Source organism: Devosia ginsengisoli (assembly GCF_024707105.1).
In the GTDB taxonomy this organism is placed as follows: domain Bacteria; phylum Pseudomonadota; class Alphaproteobacteria; order Rhizobiales; family Devosiaceae; genus Devosia; species Devosia ginsengisoli_A.
On the sequence record NZ_JANQAJ010000008.1, the window covers coordinates 26043 to 47946 of the forward strand.

28 protein-coding genes and 1 pseudogene are annotated in these 21904 nt (G+C 63.2%); 3 read left to right on the forward strand and 26 right to left on the reverse strand.

Annotated features, from left to right (window positions below; translation table 11 throughout):
- Positions 1 to 44 precede the first annotated feature (44 nt).
- The 6 genes from NVV79_RS09590 to NVV79_RS09615 form a co-directional block, all read right to left on the reverse strand.
- On the reverse strand, positions 45 to 824 hold the full coding sequence (locus NVV79_RS09590; RefSeq protein ID WP_303988465.1) for an ATP12 family chaperone protein: 780 nt from the start codon (positions 822 to 824) through the stop codon (positions 45 to 47).
- On the reverse strand, positions 808 to 1491 hold the full coding sequence (locus NVV79_RS09595) for an HAD-IA family hydrolase (RefSeq protein ID WP_303988467.1): 684 nt from the start codon (positions 1489 to 1491) through the stop codon (positions 808 to 810). Before NVV79_RS09595 ends, NVV79_RS09590 begins: the two co-directional genes overlap by 17 nt.
- On the reverse strand, positions 1488 to 2474 hold the full coding sequence (locus NVV79_RS09600; protein ID WP_303988469.1) for an RluA family pseudouridine synthase: 987 nt from the start codon (positions 2472 to 2474) through the stop codon (positions 1488 to 1490). The genes NVV79_RS09595 and NVV79_RS09600 overlap by 4 nt, the downstream gene beginning before the upstream one ends.
- Positions 2471 to 2851, reverse strand: a complete 381-nt coding sequence (gene crcB / locus NVV79_RS09605) for a fluoride efflux transporter CrcB (protein WP_303988471.1) — start codon at positions 2849 to 2851, stop codon at positions 2471 to 2473. Before crcB ends, NVV79_RS09600 begins: the two co-directional genes overlap by 4 nt.
- Before the next feature lie 229 nt (positions 2852 to 3080).
- Complete coding sequence (locus NVV79_RS09610; protein ID WP_303988473.1) at positions 3081 to 4394, reverse strand: replication-associated recombination protein A; 1314 nt, start codon at positions 4392 to 4394, stop codon at positions 3081 to 3083.
- Positions 4395 to 4559: 165 nt separating this feature from the next.
- The gene (locus NVV79_RS09615; RefSeq protein WP_303988474.1) at positions 4560 to 6020 is read right to left on the reverse strand and encodes a Do family serine endopeptidase; all 1461 of its coding nucleotides are present in this window, start codon (positions 6018 to 6020) and stop codon (positions 4560 to 4562) included.
- A 178-nt stretch (positions 6021 to 6198) separates the two neighbouring features.
- Between NVV79_RS09615 and NVV79_RS09620 the strand changes: the two genes are divergently transcribed.
- The 3 genes from NVV79_RS09620 to NVV79_RS09630 all read left to right on the forward strand — a co-directional run bounded on the left by NVV79_RS09620 (position 6199) and on the right by NVV79_RS09630 (position 10356).
- Positions 6199 to 7380, forward strand: a complete 1182-nt coding sequence (locus NVV79_RS09620; RefSeq protein ID WP_303988476.1) for a hypothetical protein — start codon at positions 6199 to 6201, stop codon at positions 7378 to 7380.
- A 137-nt stretch (positions 7381 to 7517) separates the two neighbouring features.
- Complete coding sequence (locus NVV79_RS09625) at positions 7518 to 9779, forward strand: LLM class flavin-dependent oxidoreductase (protein ID WP_303988477.1); 2262 nt, start codon at positions 7518 to 7520, stop codon at positions 9777 to 9779.
- A 13-nt stretch (positions 9780 to 9792) separates the two neighbouring features.
- Positions 9793 to 10356, forward strand: a complete 564-nt coding sequence (locus tag NVV79_RS09630; protein ID WP_303988479.1) for an AAA family ATPase — start codon at positions 9793 to 9795, stop codon at positions 10354 to 10356.
- Here NVV79_RS09630 and NVV79_RS09635 read toward each other — a convergent pair.
- The 20 genes and pseudogenes from NVV79_RS09635 to rpmC all read right to left on the reverse strand — a co-directional run bounded on the left by NVV79_RS09635 (position 10319) and on the right by rpmC (position 21893).
- Complete coding sequence (locus NVV79_RS09635; RefSeq protein WP_303988481.1) at positions 10319 to 11359, reverse strand: NAD-dependent epimerase/dehydratase family protein; 1041 nt, start codon at positions 11357 to 11359, stop codon at positions 10319 to 10321. The two genes, NVV79_RS09630 and NVV79_RS09635, sit on opposite strands and share 38 nt — an antisense overlap.
- A 63-nt stretch (positions 11360 to 11422) precedes the next feature.
- On the reverse strand, positions 11423 to 12268 hold the full coding sequence (locus NVV79_RS09640) for an ABC transporter substrate-binding protein (protein WP_303988483.1): 846 nt from the start codon (positions 12266 to 12268) through the stop codon (positions 11423 to 11425).
- A 244-nt stretch (positions 12269 to 12512) separates the two neighbouring features.
- Positions 12513 to 12938 carry a 50S ribosomal protein L17 gene (rplQ, locus tag NVV79_RS09645; protein WP_146289241.1) on the reverse strand — a complete coding sequence of 142 codons (426 nt, stop codon included), beginning with the start codon at positions 12936 to 12938 and terminating at the stop codon, positions 12513 to 12515.
- A 30-nt stretch (positions 12939 to 12968) separates the two neighbouring features.
- On the reverse strand, positions 12969 to 13994 hold the full coding sequence (locus NVV79_RS09650) for a DNA-directed RNA polymerase subunit alpha (protein ID WP_303988588.1): 1026 nt from the start codon (positions 13992 to 13994) through the stop codon (positions 12969 to 12971).
- A 101-nt stretch (positions 13995 to 14095) separates the two neighbouring features.
- On the reverse strand, positions 14096 to 14488 hold the full coding sequence (gene rpsK, locus NVV79_RS09655) for a 30S ribosomal protein S11 (protein ID WP_086469598.1): 393 nt from the start codon (positions 14486 to 14488) through the stop codon (positions 14096 to 14098).
- Positions 14489 to 14566: 78 nt separating this feature from the next.
- The gene (gene rpsM, locus NVV79_RS09660) at positions 14567 to 14935 is read right to left on the reverse strand and encodes a 30S ribosomal protein S13 (RefSeq protein ID WP_056232669.1); all 369 of its coding nucleotides are present in this window, start codon (positions 14933 to 14935) and stop codon (positions 14567 to 14569) included.
- 178 nt (positions 14936 to 15113) lie between these two features.
- The gene (locus NVV79_RS09665; protein ID WP_303988491.1) at positions 15114 to 15683 is read right to left on the reverse strand and encodes an adenylate kinase; all 570 of its coding nucleotides are present in this window, start codon (positions 15681 to 15683) and stop codon (positions 15114 to 15116) included.
- Positions 15680 to 17020, reverse strand: a complete 1341-nt coding sequence (gene secY / locus NVV79_RS09670; protein ID WP_303988493.1) for a preprotein translocase subunit SecY — start codon at positions 17018 to 17020, stop codon at positions 15680 to 15682. The genes NVV79_RS09665 and secY overlap by 4 nt, the downstream gene beginning before the upstream one ends.
- 125 nt (positions 17021 to 17145) lie before the next feature.
- Positions 17146 to 17647: pseudogene (gene rplO / locus NVV79_RS09675) on the reverse strand (50S ribosomal protein L15).
- 16 nt (positions 17648 to 17663) lie between these two features.
- Positions 17664 to 17852 carry a 50S ribosomal protein L30 gene (gene rpmD, locus NVV79_RS09680; RefSeq protein ID WP_108459106.1) on the reverse strand — a complete coding sequence of 63 codons (189 nt, stop codon included), beginning with the start codon at positions 17850 to 17852 and terminating at the stop codon, positions 17664 to 17666.
- 21 nt (positions 17853 to 17873) lie between these two features.
- Entirely contained in the window at positions 17874 to 18407 is a 534-nt protein-coding gene (rpsE, locus tag NVV79_RS09685; protein WP_146289247.1) for a 30S ribosomal protein S5, read from the reverse strand.
- A 22-nt stretch (positions 18408 to 18429) separates the two neighbouring features.
- Complete coding sequence (rplR, locus tag NVV79_RS09690) at positions 18430 to 18792, reverse strand: 50S ribosomal protein L18 (RefSeq protein ID WP_303988499.1); 363 nt, start codon at positions 18790 to 18792, stop codon at positions 18430 to 18432.
- 12 nt (positions 18793 to 18804) lie between these two features.
- A complete protein-coding gene (gene rplF, locus NVV79_RS09695) occupies positions 18805 to 19338 on the reverse strand; it encodes a 50S ribosomal protein L6 (RefSeq protein ID WP_303988502.1) in 534 nt (177 codons plus the stop codon).
- Positions 19339 to 19392: 54 nt separating this feature from the next.
- Entirely contained in the window at positions 19393 to 19791 is a 399-nt protein-coding gene (gene rpsH, locus NVV79_RS09700) for a 30S ribosomal protein S8 (RefSeq protein ID WP_146289250.1), read from the reverse strand.
- A gap of 13 nt (positions 19792 to 19804) precedes the next feature.
- A complete protein-coding gene (rpsN, locus tag NVV79_RS09705; RefSeq protein ID WP_303988505.1) occupies positions 19805 to 20110 on the reverse strand; it encodes a 30S ribosomal protein S14 in 306 nt (101 codons plus the stop codon).
- Positions 20111 to 20140: 30 nt separating this feature from the next.
- Complete coding sequence (gene rplE, locus NVV79_RS09710) at positions 20141 to 20698, reverse strand: 50S ribosomal protein L5 (protein ID WP_303988507.1); 558 nt, start codon at positions 20696 to 20698, stop codon at positions 20141 to 20143.
- Positions 20691 to 21002 (reverse strand): 50S ribosomal protein L24, encoded by a 312-nt coding sequence (gene rplX, locus NVV79_RS09715; RefSeq protein WP_303988510.1) that lies wholly within the window; start codon positions 21000 to 21002, stop codon positions 20691 to 20693. Before rplX ends, rplE begins: the two co-directional genes overlap by 8 nt.
- The gene (gene rplN / locus NVV79_RS09720; RefSeq protein WP_056251235.1) at positions 21002 to 21370 is read right to left on the reverse strand and encodes a 50S ribosomal protein L14; all 369 of its coding nucleotides are present in this window, start codon (positions 21368 to 21370) and stop codon (positions 21002 to 21004) included. Before rplN ends, rplX begins: the two co-directional genes overlap by 1 nt.
- Before the next feature lie 67 nt (positions 21371 to 21437).
- Entirely contained in the window at positions 21438 to 21686 is a 249-nt protein-coding gene (gene rpsQ, locus NVV79_RS09725; protein ID WP_056251234.1) for a 30S ribosomal protein S17, read from the reverse strand.
- 12 nt (positions 21687 to 21698) lie between these two features.
- Entirely contained in the window at positions 21699 to 21893 is a 195-nt protein-coding gene (rpmC, locus tag NVV79_RS09730) for a 50S ribosomal protein L29 (protein WP_056232645.1), read from the reverse strand.
- Positions 21894 to 21904 lie beyond the last annotated feature (11 nt).

Genomic DNA, 21904 nt, shown 5'->3' on the forward strand with positions numbered 1-21904 from the left:
GCTCACCATGAGGGCTACTGGGGCTGCTGGGGCGACTGCCGCCTTCAGGCGCGAAAAGCGTCGAGCACCGCCACGGCGGTATCGAACTCGATCCGGCGTCTCGCCCGCCGGTCGGCGGCTTCCTCGTCCTGGCCCCATTGGGAAATCTGGTAATCCTCGTCGACATGGGCGGCCTTCCACACCTGATCGGGTGAAAAGAGCTTGTTCCAAAGGCCGATGGCCAGAAGTCCTGAACCGGTCAGCCCGGTGATGGACACAAGCGCCGTCATCGTCAGCAGATTTTCGTTGGTCAGCGATTCCGCCAGCCGGTCGAGCGTCGCCTTGGGCTGGGACTGGTGGATGATGCCCATGGTCGGCTGGAAGCTGATGCCGAAATGGCGGGCCAGCGTGGTCAGCGCATTGTCCCAGGCCAGTTCCTGCTCGGAGACCAGCTCCTGCGGGCTTTCGGCGCGGTAAAGCAGCAGGTCGCTGCCGGCGAACTTGATGACTTCCTCGCGGAAGGCGGGGATCATCTCCTCGCCGCTTTCGATCGCCGAATTGACGAGGCGCACCATGGGCATGGTGGCCGGATCGATGAACTCGCCCTGCCCGGCCCACTCTTCGGCCATGGCGGTGGCGATGGAGGCAGCGGGCACGACGACCGGCAGCTTCTTGCCCGGCGTGCGGACCGGGCGGCCATCGAGCGTGACGACGAAGCCACCATCCACGGGGCCGGCGGCCACATCCTTGTAGAAGCGCTTGGGCAGCTCGACCTTGTTGAGATGCTGGGCGCGGCCATAGCCGTCGTTCAGGTGCTTCTGGATATCGTCAAGCTGGTCGCGCATGGTCCTGGTCCAGAAGTTGGTCGATCGCACCGGCAAGTTGGTCGTAGCGATCGATCATGGTGGTGGCGCCGGCAGCGATGAGTTCGCGCGGCTCGTGATAGCCCCAGGTGACGCCCACACTCTTGCAGCCGGCCGCCACGCCCATTTCGATATCGAATGTGGTGTCGCCGATCATGACAGTTTCGGCCGGCGTGGCGCCGGTTTCGCGCATGGCGGTTTCGAGCATGCCGGGATGAGGCTTGGAAGGATTGTGGTCGGGTGTCTGCAGGGTGACGAAGTGATCGCCTAGCCCGTGCAGCGCCAGGATGCGGTGCACGCCGGCCAATCCCTTGCCCGTGGCGATGCCCAGCAGCATATCGGGCCGGGCGCGCAGGGCATTGAGCGCATCGAGCGCGCCGGGAAAGAGGCCCTCGCGATTGGCTTCGGTGACCAGCGAGGCGCGATAATGCGCCCGATAGTCTTCGACCAACTGGCCGACCAGGACCTCGTCGTCACTATGGGCCAGCCGGGCCATGGCCTGGGGCAGCGACAGGCCGATGACGCGACGGGACTGGGCCGGGCTCGGGGCATCGAGCCCACGACCGGCAAAGGTGGTGGCCATATGCTCCGCGATCAGCGCCTGCGTGTCGATCAGCGTGCCATCCATGTCGAAGACGACGAGTTTCATGCGCCATCCTCTGGATCGCCGCTGACATCGTAGCGGTCGGGGTCGAAGCCGAGGGTCTCGAAACTCGCCCGCATATGCGGCGGCAGGGGCGCCGAAATATCGAGGCGCTTGCCGCTGCGCAGCGGAATGGCGATGCGGCGGGCATGCAGGTGCAGGCCCTCGCTGAGGCCGGGCGCGCCCTGCCAGTTCTCGATGTTGAAATAGCGCGGATCACCGATGATCGGGGTGCCGAGCTGGGCCATGTGGACGCGCAACTGGTGGGTGCGGCCGGTGACCGGCTTGAGCGTGACCCAGGCAAAGCGGCGGCTGGCCGTGTCAGTGGTCGAATAATAGCTCATCGAATGCTGCGCGCCGGGCGTGCCGTTCTTCACCACCACCATCTGCTCGCCATCGGCAGTGCTCTGGCGGGCGAGGAAACAGGAAATCTCGCCCTGCTGCGGATGCGGGTTGCCGGCGACCACGGCCCAATAGATCTTGCGGGCCGAGCGTGAGCGGAACACCGTGCCGAAATGGCTGGCGGCCGCCTTGGTCTTGGCGACGACGAGGCAACCGGAGGTGTCGCGGTCGAGCCGGTGGACCAGGCGCGGCGCCTCGCCCTTCTTGTTGGGCAGGCTCTTGAGCAGGCCATCCATGTGGCGCTTGGTGCCGCTGCCGCCCTGCACGGCCAGGCCATGCGGCTTGTTGAAGACGTAGATATCATCGTCTTCGTAGATGATCAGGTCGCGCAGGAACTGGGCATCGGCCTCGTTGAGCTTGATGGGCTTGACCACATCGGGGTCGTCAATGGGCGGGATGCGCACGGTCTGGCCGGGGGCCAGGCGCGTGCTCGTGGTCACCTTGGCCTTGTCGACCTTGACCTCGCCATTGCGGATCAGCTTCTGCAACCGGCCGAAACCGAGCTGGGGGAAGTGATGGGCAAACCAGCGATCCAGACGCATCCCGTCTTCATCGTTTTCTACCTGTCGCTGTTGAACGCCACTCATGCCACGCCTCGGGTCACCAAAAGCCCGAGATAAAGCCCAATGAGGCAGAGCACAACCGACAACAGCACATACCCAATAGCCTGCAGCATCTCGCCGCGCTCGATCAGCACGATGGCATCGAGCGAGAAGGACGAGAAGGTGGTGAAGCCACCGAGAATGCCGACAGCGACGAAGAGGCGGGCCTCGTTCTGCCAGGTGGGCAGGAGGCGGGCCATGAGGCCGACAAAGAGGCCCATGGCGAGAGAGCCGATGATATTGATCAGCAGCGTGGCCAGCGGAAAGGACATCGGCCAGAACCGACCGACAAGCACGGAAAAACCGTAGCGGGACATGGCGCCCAGGGCGCCACCAGCGCCGACGAGGAGGAAGGATTGCATGAGGCTGCTATACCGCATCTGGCGAAGAGTGGCTATGTGGTGCTCTTCCCTTCTCCCCTTGCGGGAGAAGGTGCCCGAAGGGCGGATGAGGGGGCGCCGAGTTATCCATTGGCATTGAAGCATGGGATAGCGCAGGACCCCTCACCCGATTTTCCGGCTGAACGCCGCAAAAATCACCCTCTCCCACGAGGGGCGAGGGGTGGCTCCACTTGCCGGGCTGGATCGTGGATCATTCCTCCCCTCGCTTCGCTGCGCGCAGCCGTTCGAAATAGTCGATGCGCTTTTTCAGATCCCGCTCGAAGCCGCGTTCGACCGGTTCGTAGAATTTCTGGCGGCCGATCTTTTCGGGGAAATATTCCTGGCCGGAGAACGCTTCGGGCGTGTCGTGGTCGTAGACATAACCCTCACCATAGCCAGAGCCCTTCATGAGCTTGGTGGGCGCGTTGAGGATGACCATGGGTGGCATCGGTGAGCCGGTGGATTTGGCAACGCTCACGGCGCCCTTATAGGCGGTGTAGACGGCGTTCGACTTGGGCGCGAGCGCCAGATAGACCACAACCTGGGCCAGCGACAGTTCGCCCTCGGGAGAGCCGAGCATCTGGTAGGCGTCGCGCGCCGCCACGGCCATCTGCAGCGCCTGCGGATCGGCCAGGCCGATATCTTCGGAGGCCATGCGGATGAGACGGCGGGCGAGGAACAGCGGATCCTCGCCGGCATCGAGCATGCGGGCGAAATAGTAGAGCGCCGCATCGGGGTCGGAGCCGCGGATGGTCTTGTGCAGGGCCGAAATCAGATTGTAGTGGCCGTCCTGCGCCTTGTCATAGATCGGCGCGCGGCGCTGCACCACGGTGAGCAGACCAGCCGCGTCGAGAACTTCGCCCTCCTTGGCAGAGGCCAGCACTTCCTCGACCAGCCCCAGCAGTGCCCGGCCGTCGCCATCGGCGAGGGTGAGCAGGGTCTGGCGGGCCTCGGCATCGAGCGGCAGGGCGGCGCCGGTCAATTCCTCGGCGCGCTGCACCAGCTTTTCGAGATCGTCGAGGCCGAGCGATTCAAAGCGCAGGACCTGGCTGCGGGAGAGCAGAGCCGCATTGAGCTCGAAGGACGGGTTTTCGGTAGTGGCGCCGACCAGCACGACCGTGCCGTCTTCCATGACCGGCAGGAAGCCATCCTGCTGGGCGCGATTGAAGCGGTGGATTTCGTCGACGAAAAGCAGGGTACGATGGCCGGAGAGACGCTCGAAGCGGGCTTTCTCGAACACTTTCTTGAGATCGGCCACGCCGGAAAACACCGCCGAAATCTGCTCGAACGTATAGCCGATCTGGTCGGCCAGCAGCCGCGCCACCGTGGTCTTGCCGGTGCCGGGTGGGCCCCACAGGATAAGCGAGCCGAGCCGGCCGCTGGCGATCATGCGGCGGAGCGTACCGTCGGGGCCGAGCAGATGCGTCTGGCCGATGACCTCGTCGAGCGAGCGCGGGCGCAACTGGTCGGCCAGCGGACGGGCGCTATCGGTTTCGGACGAGTCGGCGGCGAAGAGATCGGACATGGTGGAGTTCTAGCGGATTGGGGGAGAGCGTGCCACGCCCTCGTGGGTTCGAGGCGCTGAAGAAGCGCACCTCACCATGAGGGCTACTTTGAACTCAGCGCTAACAGTAGCCCTCATGGTGAGGCGGGAGCGCAGCGACCCTCGAACCACGAGGGCGTGGCACCCCTAGCCGCTGACAATACTCCGCGTCACCCGCCCATCGCGCTGCAGGATGATCTGCCAGGTGCGGACGCGCTGGTTGGCGGTCTGGCTGAAGGCGCCGGCCGTGTCCATGGGGATGTCGTTGAGCGCCAGGATGACGTCATCGACGCGCAGGCCCATCCGATCGGCGGGCGAGCCGGGCTTGATGGCGGTGATGATGACGCCCTTGGCGTCGTAGGGCAGGCCCTTGGCCTCGGCAAGGGCTGCATCGAGCTGGCGGACGCTGGTGCCGGCGAAGCGGGAATTGCCGCTGATGGTCGCCAGCATGTCGTCGCTGGCTACTGGCGCGGGCTCCACTGTGAAGGCAACGGTCTCGCTGGCGCCACCGCGCAGGCGTTCCAGCTGGGTGGCCTGGCCGATGGGCTTGGTGGCCAGGCGGAAATTGAAGGCGCTGGGGTCGTCCACCGCCACGCCATCGACGCTGAGGATCACGTCACCAGCCATAAAGCCCGCGCGGGCGGCGGGGCCATCGGGCGCCACTTCGGCGATCAGCGCGCCATGCGGCGCAGTCATGCCCAGGCTCGCGGCGATGTCCGACGTCACCGCCTGCATCTTGGCGCCGAACCAGGGCCGCACGATCTCGCCACCGGTTACGCCGGCATCGGCCACCAGCCGCGCCATATTGGCCGGGATGGCGAAGCCGATGCCCACCGAACCCCCACTCTGCGAATAGATGGCGGTATTGATGCCGACCAGTTGCCCGTCGAGATCGACCAGCGCGCCGCCGGAATTGCCCGGATTGATCGCCGCATCGGTCTGGATGAAGAATTCGTAGTCGGAGCTTTCGACCCCGGTGCGGGCCAGGGCCGAGACGATGCCTGACGTGACGGTCTGGCCGACGCCGAAGGGATTGCCGATGGCCAGCACCAGGTCGCCAACCAGCAGGGCATCGGAATCGGCGAAGGTGATGGCGGGGAAAGTGGTATCGCCCGGCTGGCGGACGCGCAGCACGGCAAGGTCGGTCTGGGCATCCTCGATGACCACGTCGACGGCGAATTCGCGCCCATCGGCCAGGGCGATACGGACATCGGTCGCCCCTTCGATGACGTGCCTGTTCGTGAGGATCACCCCGCCGGCATCGACGATGACGCCCGAACCGAGCGCACGGGATTCCCGCGGGCGGCTCTGGAACTGACCTTCGCCGAAGAAGCGGGAAAAGAACGGGTCGCTGGCAAAGGGCGAGACGGCCTGCTGCTCGACGCGGGTGGCATAGACATTGACCACCGAGGGCGCCACCTCGCGCACGACAGGGGCGAAGCTGAGCTTGATCTGCGCATCGCTTTCGGGGACCTGGCGCGGCGCGGCCGGGGCGGCGAGTTCGGCCTGGGCTACGCTGGGGGCGTTCCAGGGAGAAAATGCCAGCGTGCCACCGATGGCCAGAACCATCACCGCGCCGGCTGCGAACCATAGTGTGCGCATTGTCATCGAACCAACCTCGCCCCAGCTTCGTTGGGGTCAGGCAAACGCCCGGAATCTGTCATGAAAATGGCATTGTATGCGGGTGACAAATTGCGACCAAATATTCGTTTGCGCCTGATGGTGCATGGTCCTATATGCAGCGCTCGATTCACCGGTATTCCCCAGCCCGAAAGGCCAGTCGTCAATGACCACCGAGCCGAAACACGTTTACCCGAACACCTCCGCGCTGATCGCAGCGGAAGCGCCGGATTTTCCGGCTTTCCTGTTCTCCGAACGTGAGTTCCACAGGGCCGTGAAGGTGTTCAAGAAGGGTTTTGACGGGCTACTGACCTATGCGGTCAAGTGCAACCCCTCCCCGCATGTCATCGCGCAACTGCACCAGGAAGGCCTCAAGGCTTTCGACGTGGCCTCCAATACCGAGATGGAACTGGTGCGCGACCATGCGCCCGGCGCGGTGATGCATTACAACAACCCGATCAAGAACAAGCGCGAGATCGAACGCGCCTATGAGGAATTCGGCGTCCGCAGCTTCACCATCGACCATCCCCAGCAGCTCGATCAGCTCGCCGCCGTGGTGTCGCCCAGCCGCGACGTGGAAGTCACCACCCGCTTCAAGGCCGGCAAGGCGCTCAAGTCCTATGACTTCGGCATCAAGTTCGGCGTGATGGAACAGGGCGCGGCCGAAATCGTGACGGCAGTCGAGAAGATGGGCTATACGCCCAGCCTCTGCTTCCATGTCGGCAGCCAGTGCGAAGACGCCTATGCCTATGAGCGCCATATCGCGGCTGCCGCGCGCATCGTGGAAGAGAGCGGCATCGAGTTGAAGCGCCTCAATATCGGCGGTGGCTATCCGGCCCCCTACCCGACCAGCGAAGCGCCGCCGATGGACTATTATTTCGAAACCATCTCAACGGCCGTGAACGACCATTTCGGCGAGAAGCGCAAGCCCGAGCTGATCATCGAGCCCGGCCGCGCCCTGGTGACGTCATCGACGTCGCTGCTGCTGCGGGTCAAGCATCAGCGCGGCGGCCAGTCGGTCTATGTCAATGACGGCGCCTATGGCAGCCTGATGGAAGTCAAGTTCATGCATTTCACGCCGCCGGTGCGCGTGTGGCGCGGCCCGCGCATACATGACAATGACGCCCAATTCTCCGAATTCACCATCTGGGGCCCCACCTGCGACAGCTATGACGTGCTGCCCCAGGTCTTCACCCTGCCATCAGATATCGATGAGGACGACTGGATCGAGTTCGGGCTGATGGGCGCCTATACCCAGGCCTCGCTGACCCCGTTCAACGGCTTCGACCGCCGCGACCAGTACTGGGTCGAGGAAGTCTATACCGGCAAGGACCAGCAGCCGGAATAATCCGCATGCCGGATGCTATCAGGCCACCTGCCCCGGCAGGTGGCCTTTGCTTTCCCGGTTACACGCATGTGCCGTCTTGCGTGGCCCGCAGGCTCGCCTAAGTGCTAGGTTACGAAACGTAACCTTTGAGGCATGCGATGACTGATTATGGCCATGAGCTGAAATTCGGGAGCTTCATCACGCCGGTGGCGCAGCAGGCCGATGCCGTCGTCGCACTGGCGCAGATCAGCGAGGCGGCCGATCTCGACCTGGTGACCTTCCAGGACCATCCCTACCAGTCCGATTTTCTCGATACCTGGACGCTGCTGTCATTCGTGGCCGCCAGGACCAGCAGGATCGCCCTTGCCGGCAATGTGCTGAACCTGCCGCTGCGACCGCCCTCCGTCCTGGCGCGGGCCGTGGCGAGCCTGGATCTGCTGTCGCATGGCCGCGCCGAGCTGGGCCTGGGCGCCGGCGCCTTCTGGGATGGCGTCGAGGCGATGGGTGGCGACAAGCTGACCCCCGGCGAGGCCGTGACGGCGCTCGAAGAGGGCATGGACATCATCCGGGGCATCTGGGACGCCGGCGAGCCCGGCGGCGTGCGCTTCGAAGGCAAGCACTATCATGCCCGCGGCGCGCGACGTGGCCCCCTGCCCGAGCACCGCATCAATATCTGGCTGGGCGCCCTCAAGCCCCGCATGCTGTCGCTGGTCGGTCGCAAGGCCGATGGCTGGCTGCCGTCGCTGAGCTACATCAAGTCGCCGACGATTGCCGAATCCAACGCCATCATCGATGGCGCCGCGACCGAGGCTGGCCGCGAGCCGCGCGAAATCCGCCGCATGATCAACCTGCTGGGGTCGCGGCTGGGTCCGGACGACAAGGCCGCGATGATCGACCAGATCACCGAGCTGGCGCTGGAGCATGGTTTTTCGACCTTCATCCTGCCCGGTGACTCGCCTGCTGGCATCAATATCTTCGGCAAGGAGGTCGCGCCTGCGGTTCGCGAGGCGGTGGCCAAGGCGCGCAAGGCAGCCGGCACGCCTGCGGGTGACGTGCGCAGCGCCGCAGCTTTGGCCTTGCGCAGTCCCGGCATCGATTATGAGAGCGTGCCCGACGGTCTCGCGGTGGTCGAGCCGGGCGACCATGGCTATTCCAAGGTGCGCTCGAGCTACATCTATCGCGGCGCGCCGGGGCTGGTGATCAATGCCAAATCCGTCGACGACGTCACCTCGGCTATCGCCTATGCCCGCAAGCAGGACGTGCCGCTGGCCGTGCGCAGCGGCGGCCATGGCATATCCGGGCGCTCGACCAATGATGGCGGCATCGTGCTCGACGTCTCGGCACTGAACGAGATCAAGCTGCTCGACGCGGCCAGCAAGCGCGTGCGCCTCGGCCCCGGGGCGCGCTGGGCCGACGTGGCCGAACAACTGGCGCCGCACGGGCTGGGCATGAGTTCGGGCGATTACGGCAATGTCGGCGTGGGCGGCCTCGCCACGGCCGGCGGCATCGGCTGGCTGTCGCGCAAGCATGGGCTGACCATCGACCATGTGGTGGCGGCCGAGATCGCGCTGACCGATGGCCGTCACCTGCGGACCGACAAGGACAATCATGCCGACCTGTTCTGGGCCATCCGAGGCGCGGGCGGCAATTTCGGCGTCGTCACGGCGCTGGAGCTGGAAGCCTATGACGTGGGCGACGTGGTCTTCGCGCAGATCACCTATGACCTGACCGACGCCGATACGGTGATCCCGCGCTGGGCCGATGCGGTCATCAACGCCCCCCGTGATCTCACCAGCTTCATGAGCATGGTGCCTGCGCGCAGCGGCAATCCGGCTATCGGCCAGGCCAGCATCGTGATCGCCAATCCCGATCCCGCCGTGGCGCAGCCCATGCTGCAGCCGTTTCTCGGCGTCGGACCGATCCTGGGTAGCCAGGCCTTTATCATCCCCTACCCGACTCTGGTGGATTCCCAATATTCCGGCCATGACGGCCAGGGCGGCTATACTTCGCATAGCGGCTTGCTGACCACTGTGACGCCGGCCATCGCCCAAGGGATGGGCGATATCCTGCGCAGCCGCGCCACCAATTTCATGCAGTTGCGTGCCGTTGGCGGGGCGGTCAACGACGTAGCGCCCGACACCATGGCCTATGCCCATCGGCATCAGAACTTCGCCCTGAGCGTCGGCGCCCATGGATCGGCGACCGAGCGGCTGGAGAGCCTGTGGCCGGCCTTGCAGAACGAGCTGGATGGCCTTTATATCAGCTTCGAAACCGCCACCGGACGTGAGCATCTCGAACGCGCCTTCCCCGGCCGGACGCTACAGCGTCTGCGTGGGCTGAAGGCACAATACGACCCCACCGAGTTGTTCAACGCAAACTTCAACATCCCGCCGCAGGAGCGTGCTCTGGCGGCCGAATAGCCGGAGACCGCCCGTGTCCGATATTCCGCCGCTGGCCGCACTGGGCCGGCGCATCATGGTTCTTGGCCTGACCAATTCCGGCAAGTCGACGCTGGCGGTAGCCCTGTCCGACAAGCTGGGCATTCCCGCTGTTCACCTCGACCAGTTGCAGCACCGGCCCAACACCAATTGGGAGCAGCGCCCGGAGGCCGAGTTCGTCGCCTTGCATGACGCCGCCATAGAGGCGCCGGACTGGATCATCGACGGGGCCTATTCCCGGGTCATGCCGCAGCGTCTCGCGCGGGCAACCGGTATCATCGTGGTAACGGACAGCCTCCTCACACGCTATCGGCGCTATTTTGCGAGAACCCTGTTCCAGAAAGTGCGGGCCGGAGCGCTCGAAGGCGGACAGGATAGCCTCAACTGGAAGATGCTGGGCTGGCTCTGGAAGACACGCAACTCGATCGGCAAGTACCAGCAACTGGCGATCAACTCCGGGTTGCCGCATGCCTTCGCCAGCAACAAGCGGGAGCTTGACGCGCTCTACGCCGAATGGGGGCTCACGCGCCCTTCGGCTTCAACAGGCCAAGCCGGATAAGGCTTTCAGCGGCGCTCAGCACGGCGTCTTCGGCCGAAATATAGGGCCGGCCCAGCAAAAGCGCGCCCTTGCTGCCGTCGAAATGCTTCTCGTTGCCGATATCGTTGATGATCTGGCGCGTCGGCCCGCCGAAGCGGGCCAATAGCTTGATGATCCAGTCGGGCACATGCTTGCTCGTAATTGCCCAATCGGGATAGGCCCGACGCAGGATATCGGCGACTGCGGGGAATGGCAGGTAGCTGGCGGTGGCCAGGTAGCGCTGCCCCGCGGTTTCCGGCTGCTGCAAGGCCGCGACATGCATGGCGGCGACATCGCGCACATCGACCACCGAAAAGCCGTTCGACGGCATGGCTGGGGTGGTACCTTCCAAGAGACCCGACACCATCTGCAGCGAAATGCTGGCATCGGCATCGAGCGCCGGACCCAGAATGGCGCCGGGATGAATGGTGGTGAGCAGCAGGCCCTCGGAACGCGCATAGGCCCAGGCCGCCTGCTCGGCGCGGGTCTTGCCGACGCAATAGGCCCAGGTGAATTTCATGGCGTCGAGATCGGTGAAATCGGCCTCGCTATAGGTGCGCCTGCCGCTGGTATGGCCATGGCCATAGCCCACGGTGGCGATAGACGAGGTCATTACCACCCGCCTGACGTCGGCCGCCACGGCAAAGCGCAGCACGCGCTCGGTCCCCTCGAGCGCCGGGCCGATGACCACCTGCATGTCCCGGGGTTCCTCGGCGAGAATTTGCGCCGCCACATGGGCCACGGCGTCGATCCCTTCCATGGCCTGGGCCCAGCCCTTGTCCCGCATCAGGTCGAGCCGGACGAAATCGAGCCGCGACAGCGCCGCTTCGCCAAGCTGGCTCGCCACGGCCTGCCGCACCGCTTCCGCCTTGTTTTCGGACCGCACCGTGCCGCGTACGCTGAAACCGGCCCGTAGCAGCTCGAGCACGGTCCATTTGCCGACAAAGCCATTGGCACCGGTAACCAGAACCTGACCAGTCTGCATCACGATCCCCCAAGCAAACCCCACGAATGAACGGTAGCTGCCCGGCAAGCGAAAGCCAACGGATCAGATCAGCGCGTAGAGCTTGTCCCACTCGCCAATGAGACGCTTGGCGGCATAACCGCCGCCATAATAGATGCCCTCGGTCCACAGCACCTTGCCGGCGGCAACAGCGGGAATGCGTCCCCAGAGCTCATGGGCCTCGATGGCCTCGCGCCGGGAATTGCCATCGCTGAGGTCGAACATGATGGCATCGACATCGGCCAGGATCGTGCCGGCATTCTCCATGCTGACCAGCCCGTATTCCCCCAGCGGCGTCTCATCGATGCTCCTGCCGCCTAGATCGGCGAGCACCTGCCCGGCCAGCGTGACATTCTTGGTCCCAGTTCCCATGAGGAACTGCAACTGACCATCTTCCGGCTCGTACCAGACCGCGGCCACCAAGCGGTTCCCGATGGCATCGGTATGGCGGGTGCGAACCGCCTGCAGCGCTTGATCATAGTCGGCAAGGAACGCCGCAGCCCGTGGCTCGCGGCCCAGCCAGCCGGCCATTCGCTCCAGATTGGCCTTCCAGTCCATTTCGTAGTCCACCGGCAGGACGGGCGCGATATCCTTGAGCTTGTCGATCGGCCAGTATTCGGTGCCTGGCAGGTCCGTACAAATGATGAGGTCGGGATTCTGGGCCAGCACGGCCTCGCGCGTGGGCGGCACCCCGATATAGACAATGCCCTCCGGCGCCGGCACCCAGGGCTGGATATCCTCGCTGAGGCTGTGGGCGATAACCGGCAGCCCAAGGGCAAGCGCCGGCTCCAGATCGAGACGGTGATCGATCGCCACGACACGCTGTGGGTCCGTGGGGATATCGTAGGTCCCAAGCGAGGTGGTGATGGTCCGGGAGGTGCTCTGCGCCATGGCCGGCCCGCCAAGCGCGCCGGCACCAAGGACAAGGGCGGAAAAGGTTGAACTGCCGGCGGGTCAGGTTGGTCATGGGAGCACCTCATTGAGCGCTCCGTTGCTCGCAAACCTGAGCCGCCAAGTCAATAAATATGATAACAATAATCATATTTACTGCGCGGGGGGTAGCAACCTGCCCCGCAAACGAAAAGGGCGGCTACGAATGTCGCAACCGCCCTTTGAATGTCGATGAAGCCTGCGCCTACGCGGCTTCGAACTCTTCGTCGTCGCGCGCCTGTACCGGGCCGCTGTCGAGGCCCTTGGCGTTAACGTCGCGGTCAACGAATTCGATCACGGCCATCGGGGCATTGTCGCCATAGCGGAAGCCAGCCTTGAGGATGCGGATATAGCCGCCCTGGCGTTCCTTGTAGCGCGGGCCAAGCACGGCAAAGAGCTTGGCAACCTGGCCTTCGTCGCGGATCTGGGCGATGGCCTGGCGGCGGGCATGCAGGTCGCCGCGCTTGCCGAGCGTGATCAGCTTCTCGACGATCGGACGCAGGTCCTTCGCCTTGGGCAGGGTGGTGACGATCTGCTCGTGCTTGATCAGCGCGGCGGACATGTTGGCGAACATAGCCTTGCGGTGGCTGGCGGTTCGGCTGAGCTTGCGGCCGGAATTACCGTGGCGCATGGTTATCTCCTAAAGTGCTTGGCAGCGCGATCAGTAGTGATCTTCGTAGCGCTTGGCGAGGTCATCGATATTCTCGGGTGGCCAGTTGGCAACGTCCATTCCGAGATGAAGCCCCATCTGTGCCAGGACTTCCTTGATTTCGTTGAGCGACTTGCGGCCGAAGTTCGGGGTCCGCAGCATCTCGGCTTCCGTCTTCTGGATGAGGTCGCCGATATAGACGATGTTGTCGTTCTTGAGGCAGTTGGCCGAGCGGACCGAAAGTTCGAGCTCGTCGACCTTCTTGAGCAGGGCCGGATTGAAGGCCAGCTCGGGAACGGCATCCTGTGCCTTTTCCTTGCTGGGCTCTTCGAAATTCACGAAGACCGACAGCTGGTCCTGGAGGATACGGGCGGCATAGGCCACGGCATCTTCCGGCGTCACCGCACCATTGGTCTCGACCTGCAGGGTCAGCTTGTCCTTGTCGAGGCTTTCACCCGCACGGGTGGCATCGACCTTGTAGCTGACGCGACGCACCGGGGAGAACAGCGAGTCGACCGGGATATAGCCGATCGGCGCGTCTTCGGGACGGTTCTTGTCAGCCGCGACATAGCCCTTGCCGGTGTCGACGGTGAATTCGATGTTGATCTCGGCGCCGTCGTCGAGATGGCAGATGACCAGCTCGGGATTCAGCACTTCGATATCGCCGGTGACCTTGATGTCGCCGGCGGTGACGGCGCCCGGGCCCTGGCGGGAGAGAGCGAGGCGCTTGGGGCCTTCGCCACCCATCTTCAACGCGATTTCCTTCACGTTGAGAACCAGGTCGGTAATGTCTTCCCGCACGCCCGGAAGCGAGGAGAATTCATGCAGGATGCCGTCAATCTGGATTGCGGTAACTGCCGCGCCCTGGAGCGACGACAGCAGCACGCGACGCAGGGCATTCCCGAGGGTAAGCCCGTAACCGCGCTCAAGCGGCTCGGCAACTACCGAGGCCACGCGCGCGTTGTCGCTGCCCGAAACAATCTCCAGCTTGGTCGGCTTGATCAGTTCTTGCCAGTTCCTCTGGATCGTCACGGTTATGTCCTTTCAAAATCGCGGCCCCAGCCCCGGAGCCGCACCGCCGCAAACGCAATAAGACTCCCGGCCCATTCAATCGGCCGGGAGCTCTTCAATCGGTCTATTTAGACGCGGCGCCGCTTGCGCGGGCGGCAGCCATTGTGCGGGATCGAGGTCACGTCACGGATCGAGGTGACGTTGAAACCAGCGGCCTGCAGCGCACGAAGCGCCGATTCACGGCCCGAACCGGGACCACGAACCTCGACTTCGAGGGTCTTCATGCCGTGTTCCTGCGCCTTCTTGGCAGCATCTTCAGCGGCAACCTGGGCAGCATAGGGGGTCGACTTGCGCGAGCCCTTGAAGCCCATCACGCCCGAAGAGGACCACGAAATCGTGTTGCCCTGCATGTCGGCGATGGTGATCATGGTGTTGTTGAACGAGGCATTCACGTGGGCAACACCCGACGTGATATTCTTGCGCTCCTTGCGACGGACGCGCGCGACTTCAGCTTTAGCCATTTAATTCCTCTAGACGATATCAGCGCTGCCGTTAGCCAAGTGCCCCGGCAGCTACATCGAAGAACCCGGTATGGGTTCTTACTTCTTCTTGCCGGCGATCGGCTTGGCCGGACCCTTGCGGGTACGGGCATTGGTGTGGGTGCGCTGGCCGCGCACCGGCAGGCCACGACGATGACGCAGGCCACGATAGTTGCCCAGGTCCATCAGCCGCTTGATGTTCATCGCCACGTTGCGGCGAAGGTCACCTTCCACGACATAGTCACGGTCGATAGCTTCACGGATCTGGATGACTTCGGCGTCAGTGAGCTCGTTCACACGGCGCTCAGCCGGAATGCCAACCTTGGTGCAGATATCCTCGGCGAACTTGTCGCCGATCCCGTGGATATACTGCAGCGCGATGACAACGCGCTTATTCGTCGGGATATTGACGCCAGCAATACGAGCCACGTCTGCTCTCCTTCATTCAGCGCGAACCATCACGGCTGGCGCCCTTATAACAACAAGGGACCGGACTTCGACCCCCAACCATGTGGAGAACCGAATCCAGCCCAATAATCCATGAGACTGACGCGGTTCTTTAAGGGCTCGATTCCGCAGAGTCAACTGCCAAACCCAGCCCCGTAATTCAGTGAGCGATCGCCGCACTGATGGCAGCCGTCACCTGTTCGACCGGCTCCATGCCGTTGACGGTCTTCAGCAGACCCTCTTCGGCATAATAGGCGACCAGCGGAGCGGTCTGCTCCTGGTAGACGCCGAGGCGCTTGCGCAGCACTTCCTCATTGTCGTCGGCACGGGCCCCGCCCGATTCCTTGGCGCGCTGGATCACCCGGCGCACCAGCTCATCGGCATCGGCCTTGATCTCGATGACCGCATCGAGCTTGACGCCCTTGTCGATCAGCATCTGGTCGAGCGCTTCGGCCTGCGCGATGGTGCGCGGGAAGCCGTCGAGGATGAAGCCCGGCTTGCAATCCTCGGCATCGAGACGTTCAGAGACGATGCCATTGACGATAGCGTCGGAGACGAGGTCACCGCGATCCACGATGGCCTTGGCTTCGAGCCCCAGCGGGGTCTTGGCAGCGATGGCCGAGCGGAGGATGTCGCCGGTCGAGAGCTGGGGGATGCCGTAGGTATCGACAAGAACCTTGGCCTGCGTCCCCTTCCCCGCTCCCGGCGGTCCGAGCAGTATCAACCTCATCGACGCTTGCCTCCTCCAAGACGGGACTTCTTGACCAGCCCCTCATATTGCTGGGCGATCAGATGGCTCTGCACCTGGCTGATCGTATCCAGGGTCACCGTCACCATGATCAGCAGCGAGGTGCCGCCGATGAACTGGCTGATGGCCAGTTGGCTGAACAGGACTTCCGGGATCAGCGCCACGACGGTCAGATAGATCGCCCCGATGACCGTGATACGCGTCAGCACATAGTCGATATGGGCAGCGGTGCGTTCGCCCGGGCGGATACCCGGAATGAAGCCGCCGGAGCGCTTGAGGTTGTCGGCCGTCTCGGTCGGATTGAACACGATGGCGGTGTAGAAGAAGGTGAAGAAGATGATGAAGAAGGCAAAGAGCGCAAGATAGAGCGGCTGTCCGCGGCCCAGCATCGCCGTCACCACCTGCAGCCATTGCGGGGCATTACCCTGCGCCGCGAAGGACGCAATGGTGGCCGGCAGTAGCAGCAACGACGAACCGAAAATAACCGGGATAACACCCGACGTGTTGAGCTTGAGCGGCAGATGTGAGCTGTCGCCCTGGAACATCTTGTTGCCGACCTGGCGCTTCGGATACTGGATCAAGAGGCGCCGCTGAGCGCGTTCGAAGAACACGATGACGCCAATGACCACCAAAGCCAGCACCAGCATGCCGGCGGCGGCAAGGCCCGGAATGGCGCCGGTGCGGCTCAGTTCCAGGGTCTGCGCGATGGTCGTGGGCAGGTTGGCCACGATACCGGCGAAGATGATCAGCGAAATGCCGTTGCCGACGCCGCGCGCGGTGATCTGCTCACCCAGCCACATCAGGAACATGGTGCCGCCGACCAGGGTGATGACGGTCGAGATGCGGAAGAACCAGCCCGGATTGAGCACGACGCCCTGGCTCGCCTCGAGGCCGACGGCAATGCCATAGGCCTGCACGGCGCAGAATACCACGGTGAGGTAGCGGGTATACTGGTTCATCTTGCGACGGCCAGCTTCGCCACCTTCCTTCTTCAGGGCCTCCAGTCGCGGCGAAGCGGTGGAGATCACCTGGATCACGATCGAGGCGGTGATGTAGGGAATGAGGTTGAGGGCAAAGATCGCCATGCGCTCGACGGCACCGCCGGCGAACATGTTGAACATGCCGATAATGCCCTGCTGGCTCTGTTCGAACGTCGCGCGGAAGGCATCGGGATCGATGCCCGGCACCGGAATGAACGTCCCCAGACGATAGACGAGCAGCGCGCCCAGTGTGAACCAGATGCGCTGCTGCAGAGCCTTCGCCTTGGAAAAGGTCGAAAAATTGAGATTACGTGCCAGCTGTTCGGCTGCGGACGCCATATATCGCTCCTATGGCTTCAAGGCCAGGTGCGCTCGGAGCGCTTCGGGAGCATATGGATCTACGTCCCTAACGCAACAAACCAAAAGAGCGCACCCGAACCATGTCGGGTGCGCCATGCCAGTGATCAACCGGCGTATGGGGTCTTTTTCCACGGCGCCTTGGCCGGGATCACCTCAACCTTGCCACCGGCCGCCTCAATGGCAGCGGTCGCACCGGCAGTCGCATAATTGACCTTGAAGGTGGCCTTCTTGGCGGTGAAGCCGGCCGAGCCGATCAGACGGACACCGTCCTTGGCGCGGCGGATCACGCGGGCAGCGATCAGCGCTTCAGCGTCGATCACGGCCTTGGCGTCGAGCTTGCCGGAGTCGATATAGGCCTGGATGCGGTCGATGCGGACTTCGTTCCAATCCTTGGGATTCAGCGGATTGAAGCCGCGCTTCGGCATACGCATGTGAAGGGGCATCTGGCCGCCTTCGAAGCCGTTGATCGCCACGCCGGAACGGGCAGTTCTGCCCCTTGCCGCCGCGACCACCGGTCTTGCCCTTGCCCGAGCCGATACCACGGCCGATGCGGACACGGACCTTGTTGGCGCCGGGATTGTCACGAAGTTCGTTCAAACGGGTCATGTGATCGTGCTCCCTCTTACTCGCCGACGACGCGGACGAGGTGCGGAAGCTTGTTGATCATGCCGCGAACTTCGGGCGTATCGATCAGCTCGCGCTGCTTGTTCATCTTGTTGAGCCCGAGACCGATCAGGGTCGCGCGCTGCACCTTGTCGCGGCGGATCGGCGAACCGATCTGCTGCACGGTGATCATCTTCTTCTCAGCCATGATTTATCTCCTGACCGACAATCAAGCTTCGACGGCAGTTTCGCCGCGGCGAGCCTGCAGTTCGGAAACCTTGAGGCCGCGGCGGGCTGCAACCGAGCGGGGGCTGTCGACGCGCTTCAGCGCATCGAAGGTGGCCCGCACCATGTTGTAGGGGTTCGCGGTGCCCTGCGACTTGGCGACGATGTCGTTGATACCAAGGGTCTCGAACACGGCGCGCATCGGACCACCGGCAATGATACCGGTACCCGGAACGGCGGCGCGCAGGATCACCTTGCCGGCGCCGTGGCGGCCAGCAACGTCATGGTGAAGCGTACGGGCATCGCGCAGCGGCACGCGGATCATCTGGCGCTTGGCCTGTTCGGTAGCCTTGCGGATCGCCTCGGGAACTTCACGGGCCTTGCCGTGACCGAACCCAACGCGGCCCTTCTGGTCGCCGACGACAACCAGAGCGGCGAAGCCGAAGCGACGGCCACCCTTGACCACCTTGGCCACGCGGTTGATGTGGACCAGGCGATCGACGAATTCGCTTTCGCGCTCTTGAACGTCTCTGCTCATAATTCTCTTTCCTCGCCGTGTTCTAGAACTGCAGACCGCCCTCACGGGCAGCGTCTGCAAGGGCCTTCACACGGCCATGATAGATGTACGCGCCGCGGTCAAACACGACTTCGGCGATGCCGGCCTTGGTGCCGCGCTCCGCGATCAGCTTGCCGATCGTGGCAGCGGCCTCGGCGGTAGCGCCGTTCTTGACCTTGGCCTTGATGTCCTTGTCGAGCGTCGAAGCGGCAGCCAGCGTACGGCCGGTCGCGTCGTCGATGATCTGGGCGTAGATATTCTTGTCCGAGCGGAAAACGCTGAGACGGGGACGACCGAAGGCACGAGCCTTGAGCGCCTTGCGGACACGAGCCTTGCGGCGCTCCGCACCCTTTGCACTGATAGCCATTGCAGGCGCTCCTTACTTCTTCTTGCCTTCTTTGCGGAACACGAACTCGTTCGCATACCGCACGCCCTTGCCCTTGTAGGGCTCCGGCTTGCGCCAGGCGCGAATATTCGCCGCAACCTGGCCGACCTGCTGCTTGTCGATACCGGTGACGACGATTTCCGTCGGCGTCGGGACAGCCAGCGTAATACCCTTGGGGGCTTCGTAGATCACTTCGTGACTGAAACCAAGCGAGAGCTTGATATCCTTGCCCTGCATGGCAGCGCGGTAACCAACGCCCTGGATCGCCAGCTTCTTCTCGAAGCCGGCCGAAACACCGGTGACGATGTTCTGCAGCAGCGCACGGGTGGTACCCCATGCAGCGCGCGCAAACCGGGAATCATTGGTGGGCGAAACCACCAGGCCATCGGCCGTCTGCTCGACATTGACGGATTCCATCAGGTCGATGCTCAGTTCGCCCTTCGGGCCCTTGGCAGAGACGGTACGACCATTGATCGTGACCGTGACCCCGCTTACCGGTGCGACCGGTTGCTTGCCAGTACGTGACATTCTAGTTCAATCCTTGAGTAATCGTCTTACCCCGGATCCCAAGGCCATCAGGCCTTAGAATACGCGGCAGAGTACCTCGCCACCAACATTGGCAGCCTTGGCTTCGTGGTCGGCCATCACACCCTTGGGGGTGGAGAGGATCGACACGCCGAGACCGTTGGCCACCTGCGGAATATTCTTCACCGAGGCGTAGACGCGACGGCCGGGACGCGAAACGCGCTCGATCGTGCGGATGACGCCTTCATTGTCCGAGTACTTGAGTTCGATTTCGTACTCGGCGGCACCGTTCTCGAACTTGGTCTCCGAATAGCCGCGGATGAAACCCTCGGACTGGAGCACATCCAGCACGCGGCCACGCAGGGTCGATGCCGGAGTCGAAACGGAATTCTTGCGACGCTGCTGGGCGTTGCGGATGCGGGTCAGCATGTCGCCGATGGGATCGGAAAAGCTCATCTGATGGTTCTCCTTACCAGCTCGACTTCACGAGACCCGGGATCTGGCCCAGGTTGCCCAGCTGACGCAGAGCGATACGGCTCAGCTTCAGCTTGCGATAGAAGCCACGGGGACGACCCGAGACTTCGCAGCGGTTGCGGACGCGGACCTTGGCCGAATTGCGCGGCAGCTCGGCCAGCTTGAGCTGGGCTGCGAAACGCTCGTCCATCGGAATGGACGCGTCCTTGGTCTTTGCCTTGAGAGCGGCACGCTTGGCAGCAAACTGCTTGGCGAGCGCAGCGCGCTTGTTGTTCTTAACGATGGAGCTGGTCTTTGCCATATCCTGATCCTTTTTCCCTTCCCTGTCCGCTTACTGGCGGAAGGGGAAGTTGAACGCCTTGAGCAGCGCGCGAGCTTCGTCATCGGACTTCGCGGTCGTGGCGATCACGATGTCCATGCCCCAGACCTGATCAACCTGGTCGTAGTTGATTTCCGGGAAAATGATATGTTCCTTGATGCCCATGGCATAGTTGCCACGACCGTCGAAGGAGTTCGGGTTCAGCCCGCGGAAGTCACGAACGCGCGGCAGCGCGATGTTCACCAGGCGGTCGAGAAACTCGTACATGCGGGTCTTGCGCAGCGTCACCTTCACACCGAGCGGCATGTCTTCGCGGACCTTGAAGCCGGCGATGGACTTGCGCGCATGGGTGATGACCGGCTTCTGGCCGGCGATCTTCTCGAGATCGGCCGCAGCGGTCTTGACCTTCTTGGTGTCGTTGACGGCTTCGCCAACGCCCATGTTCAGCACGATCTTGTCGAGCTTGGGCATTTCCATGACGTTCTTGTAGGAGAACTGCTCCTGCAGAACCTTGCGGATGTTCTCTTCGTACTCGGTACGAAGACGCGGAACGTAAGCTGTCTCAGCCATCGATCGTATCTCCGGTCGACTTGGCGACGCGCGTCTTCACGCCGTCCTTGATCTGGAAACCGACGCGGCTGGGCTTGCCATCCTTGTCGGCGATCGCGAGGTTCGACAGGTGAATCGGCGCTTCCTTGGTGAAGATGCCGGCATCGGTCGACGCGGTCTGCTTGGTGTGGCGGCGCACCAGGTTGATGCCCTGGACGGTCGCGCGGGTCTCGGTCGGGAAAACCTGGAGGACCTGGCCAGTCTTGCCCTTGTCCTTGCCAGCCAGGACGATGACCTTATCGCCCTTCTTGATCTTGGCAGCCATTACAGCACCTCGGGTGCGAGCGAAATGATCTTCATGTGGTTCTTGGCGCGGAGCTCGCGCGGAACCGGCCCGAAGATACGAGTGCCGATCGGCTCTTTCTGATTGTTGATCAGAACCGCGGCGTTCTTGTCGAAACGGATGACGGTGCCATCGGGGCGGCGAATGTCGTAGGCGGTGCGAACCACCACGGCCTTCATAACCTGGCCCTTCTTAACGCGGCCACGCGGAATAGCGTCCTTGACCGAAACGACGATGATGTCGCCGATCGAGGCGTATTTACGATGCGAACCGCCCAGCACCTTGATGCACATGACGCGACGCGCGCCGGAATTATCCGCGACGTCGAGATTGGATTGCATCTGGATCATGACTGGATGCCTTCTTGTTGAACCGGCTTGACCGTCATCCGGTTCGCCGACCTAAATCTAAATTCTCTTACGCGGACGGAGCCGAAGCATCCTGAACGAGCGTCCAGCGCTTGTTCTTGGAAATCGGCGCGCACTCTTCGATCCAGACCACCTGGCCCACCTTGGCCACATTGGCCTCGTCATGAGCATGGTACTTCTTGGACCGGCGCACGGTCTTCTTCATCACCGGATGCGTGAAGCGGCGCTCGACGCGCACCACGACCGTCTTATCATTGGCGTCGGAGACCACAGTCCCCTGCAAAACGCGCTTTGGCATGGTCGCGGCTCCTTACTTCGCTGCGTTCTTTTCGCCGAGGATCGTCTTGATCCGCGCGATGTCGCGGCGGACCTTCTTGACCTGGGCGGGCTTTTCCAGCTGCTGGGTAGCGCGCTGGAAACGCAGGTTGAACTGTTCTTTCTTGAGGTCGACGAGCTGATCCTTCAGTTCGTCTGCGGTCTTGGCCCGCACATCACTGGCTTTCATGCTCGTTGTTC

Excerpts from the sequence above, each read along its gene's own strand:
- NVV79_RS09590 (WP_303988465.1), bottom strand. The coding sequence starts at position 824 with ATGCGCGACCAGCTTGACGATATCCAGAAGCACCTGAACGACGGCTAT.
- NVV79_RS09595 (WP_303988467.1), bottom strand. The coding sequence starts at position 1,491 with ATGAAACTCGTCGTCTTCGACATGGATGGCACGCTGATCGACACGCAG.
- NVV79_RS09600 (WP_303988469.1), bottom strand. The coding sequence starts at position 2,474 with ATGAGTGGCGTTCAACAGCGACAGGTAGAAAACGATGAAGACGGGATG.
- crcB (WP_303988471.1), bottom strand. The coding sequence starts at position 2,851 with ATGCAATCCTTCCTCCTCGTCGGCGCTGGTGGCGCCCTGGGCGCCATG.
- NVV79_RS09610 (WP_303988473.1), bottom strand. The coding sequence starts at position 4,394 with ATGTCCGATCTCTTCGCCGCCGACTCGTCCGAAACCGATAGCGCCCGT.
- NVV79_RS09615 (WP_303988474.1), bottom strand. The coding sequence starts at position 6,020 with ATGACAATGCGCACACTATGGTTCGCAGCCGGCGCGGTGATGGTTCTG.
- NVV79_RS09620 (WP_303988476.1), top strand. The coding sequence starts at position 6,199 with ATGACCACCGAGCCGAAACACGTTTACCCGAACACCTCCGCGCTGATC.
- NVV79_RS09625 (WP_303988477.1), top strand. The coding sequence starts at position 7,518 with ATGACTGATTATGGCCATGAGCTGAAATTCGGGAGCTTCATCACGCCG.
- NVV79_RS09635 (WP_303988481.1), bottom strand. The coding sequence starts at position 11,359 with ATGCAGACTGGTCAGGTTCTGGTTACCGGTGCCAATGGCTTTGTCGGC.
- NVV79_RS09640 (WP_303988483.1), bottom strand. The coding sequence starts at position 12,268 with ATGGCGCAGAGCACCTCCCGGACCATCACCACCTCGCTTGGGACCTAC.
- rplQ (WP_146289241.1), bottom strand. The coding sequence starts at position 12,938 with ATGCGCCACGGTAATTCCGGCCGCAAGCTCAGCCGAACCGCCAGCCAC.
- rpsK (WP_086469598.1), bottom strand. The coding sequence starts at position 14,488 with ATGGCTAAAGCTGAAGTCGCGCGCGTCCGTCGCAAGGAGCGCAAGAAT.
- NVV79_RS09665 (WP_303988491.1), bottom strand. The coding sequence starts at position 15,683 with ATGAGGTTGATACTGCTCGGACCGCCGGGAGCGGGGAAGGGGACGCAG.
- secY (WP_303988493.1), bottom strand. The coding sequence starts at position 17,020 with ATGGCGTCCGCAGCCGAACAGCTGGCACGTAATCTCAATTTTTCGACC.
- rpmD (WP_108459106.1), bottom strand. The coding sequence starts at position 17,852 with ATGGCTGAGAAGAAGATGATCACCGTGCAGCAGATCGGTTCGCCGATC.
- rpsE (WP_146289247.1), bottom strand. The coding sequence starts at position 18,407 with ATGAGCAGAGACGTTCAAGAGCGCGAAAGCGAATTCGTCGATCGCCTG.
- rplR (WP_303988499.1), bottom strand. The coding sequence starts at position 18,792 with ATGGCTATCAGTGCAAAGGGTGCGGAGCGCCGCAAGGCTCGTGTCCGC.
- rplF (WP_303988502.1), bottom strand. The coding sequence starts at position 19,338 with ATGTCACGTACTGGCAAGCAACCGGTCGCACCGGTAAGCGGGGTCACG.
- rpsH (WP_146289250.1), bottom strand. The coding sequence starts at position 19,791 with ATGAGCTTTTCCGATCCCATCGGCGACATGCTGACCCGCATCCGCAAC.
- rpsN (WP_303988505.1), bottom strand. The coding sequence starts at position 20,110 with ATGGCAAAGACCAGCTCCATCGTTAAGAACAACAAGCGCGCTGCGCTC.
- rplE (WP_303988507.1), bottom strand. The coding sequence starts at position 20,698 with ATGGCTGAGACAGCTTACGTTCCGCGTCTTCGTACCGAGTACGAAGAG.
- rplX (WP_303988510.1), bottom strand. The coding sequence starts at position 21,002 with ATGGCTGCCAAGATCAAGAAGGGCGATAAGGTCATCGTCCTGGCTGGC.
- rplN (WP_056251235.1), bottom strand. The coding sequence starts at position 21,370 with ATGATCCAGATGCAATCCAATCTCGACGTCGCGGATAATTCCGGCGCG.
- rpsQ (WP_056251234.1), bottom strand. The coding sequence starts at position 21,686 with ATGCCAAAGCGCGTTTTGCAGGGGACTGTGGTCTCCGACGCCAATGAT.
- rpmC (WP_056232645.1), bottom strand. The coding sequence starts at position 21,893 with ATGAAAGCCAGTGATGTGCGGGCCAAGACCGCAGACGAACTGAAGGAT.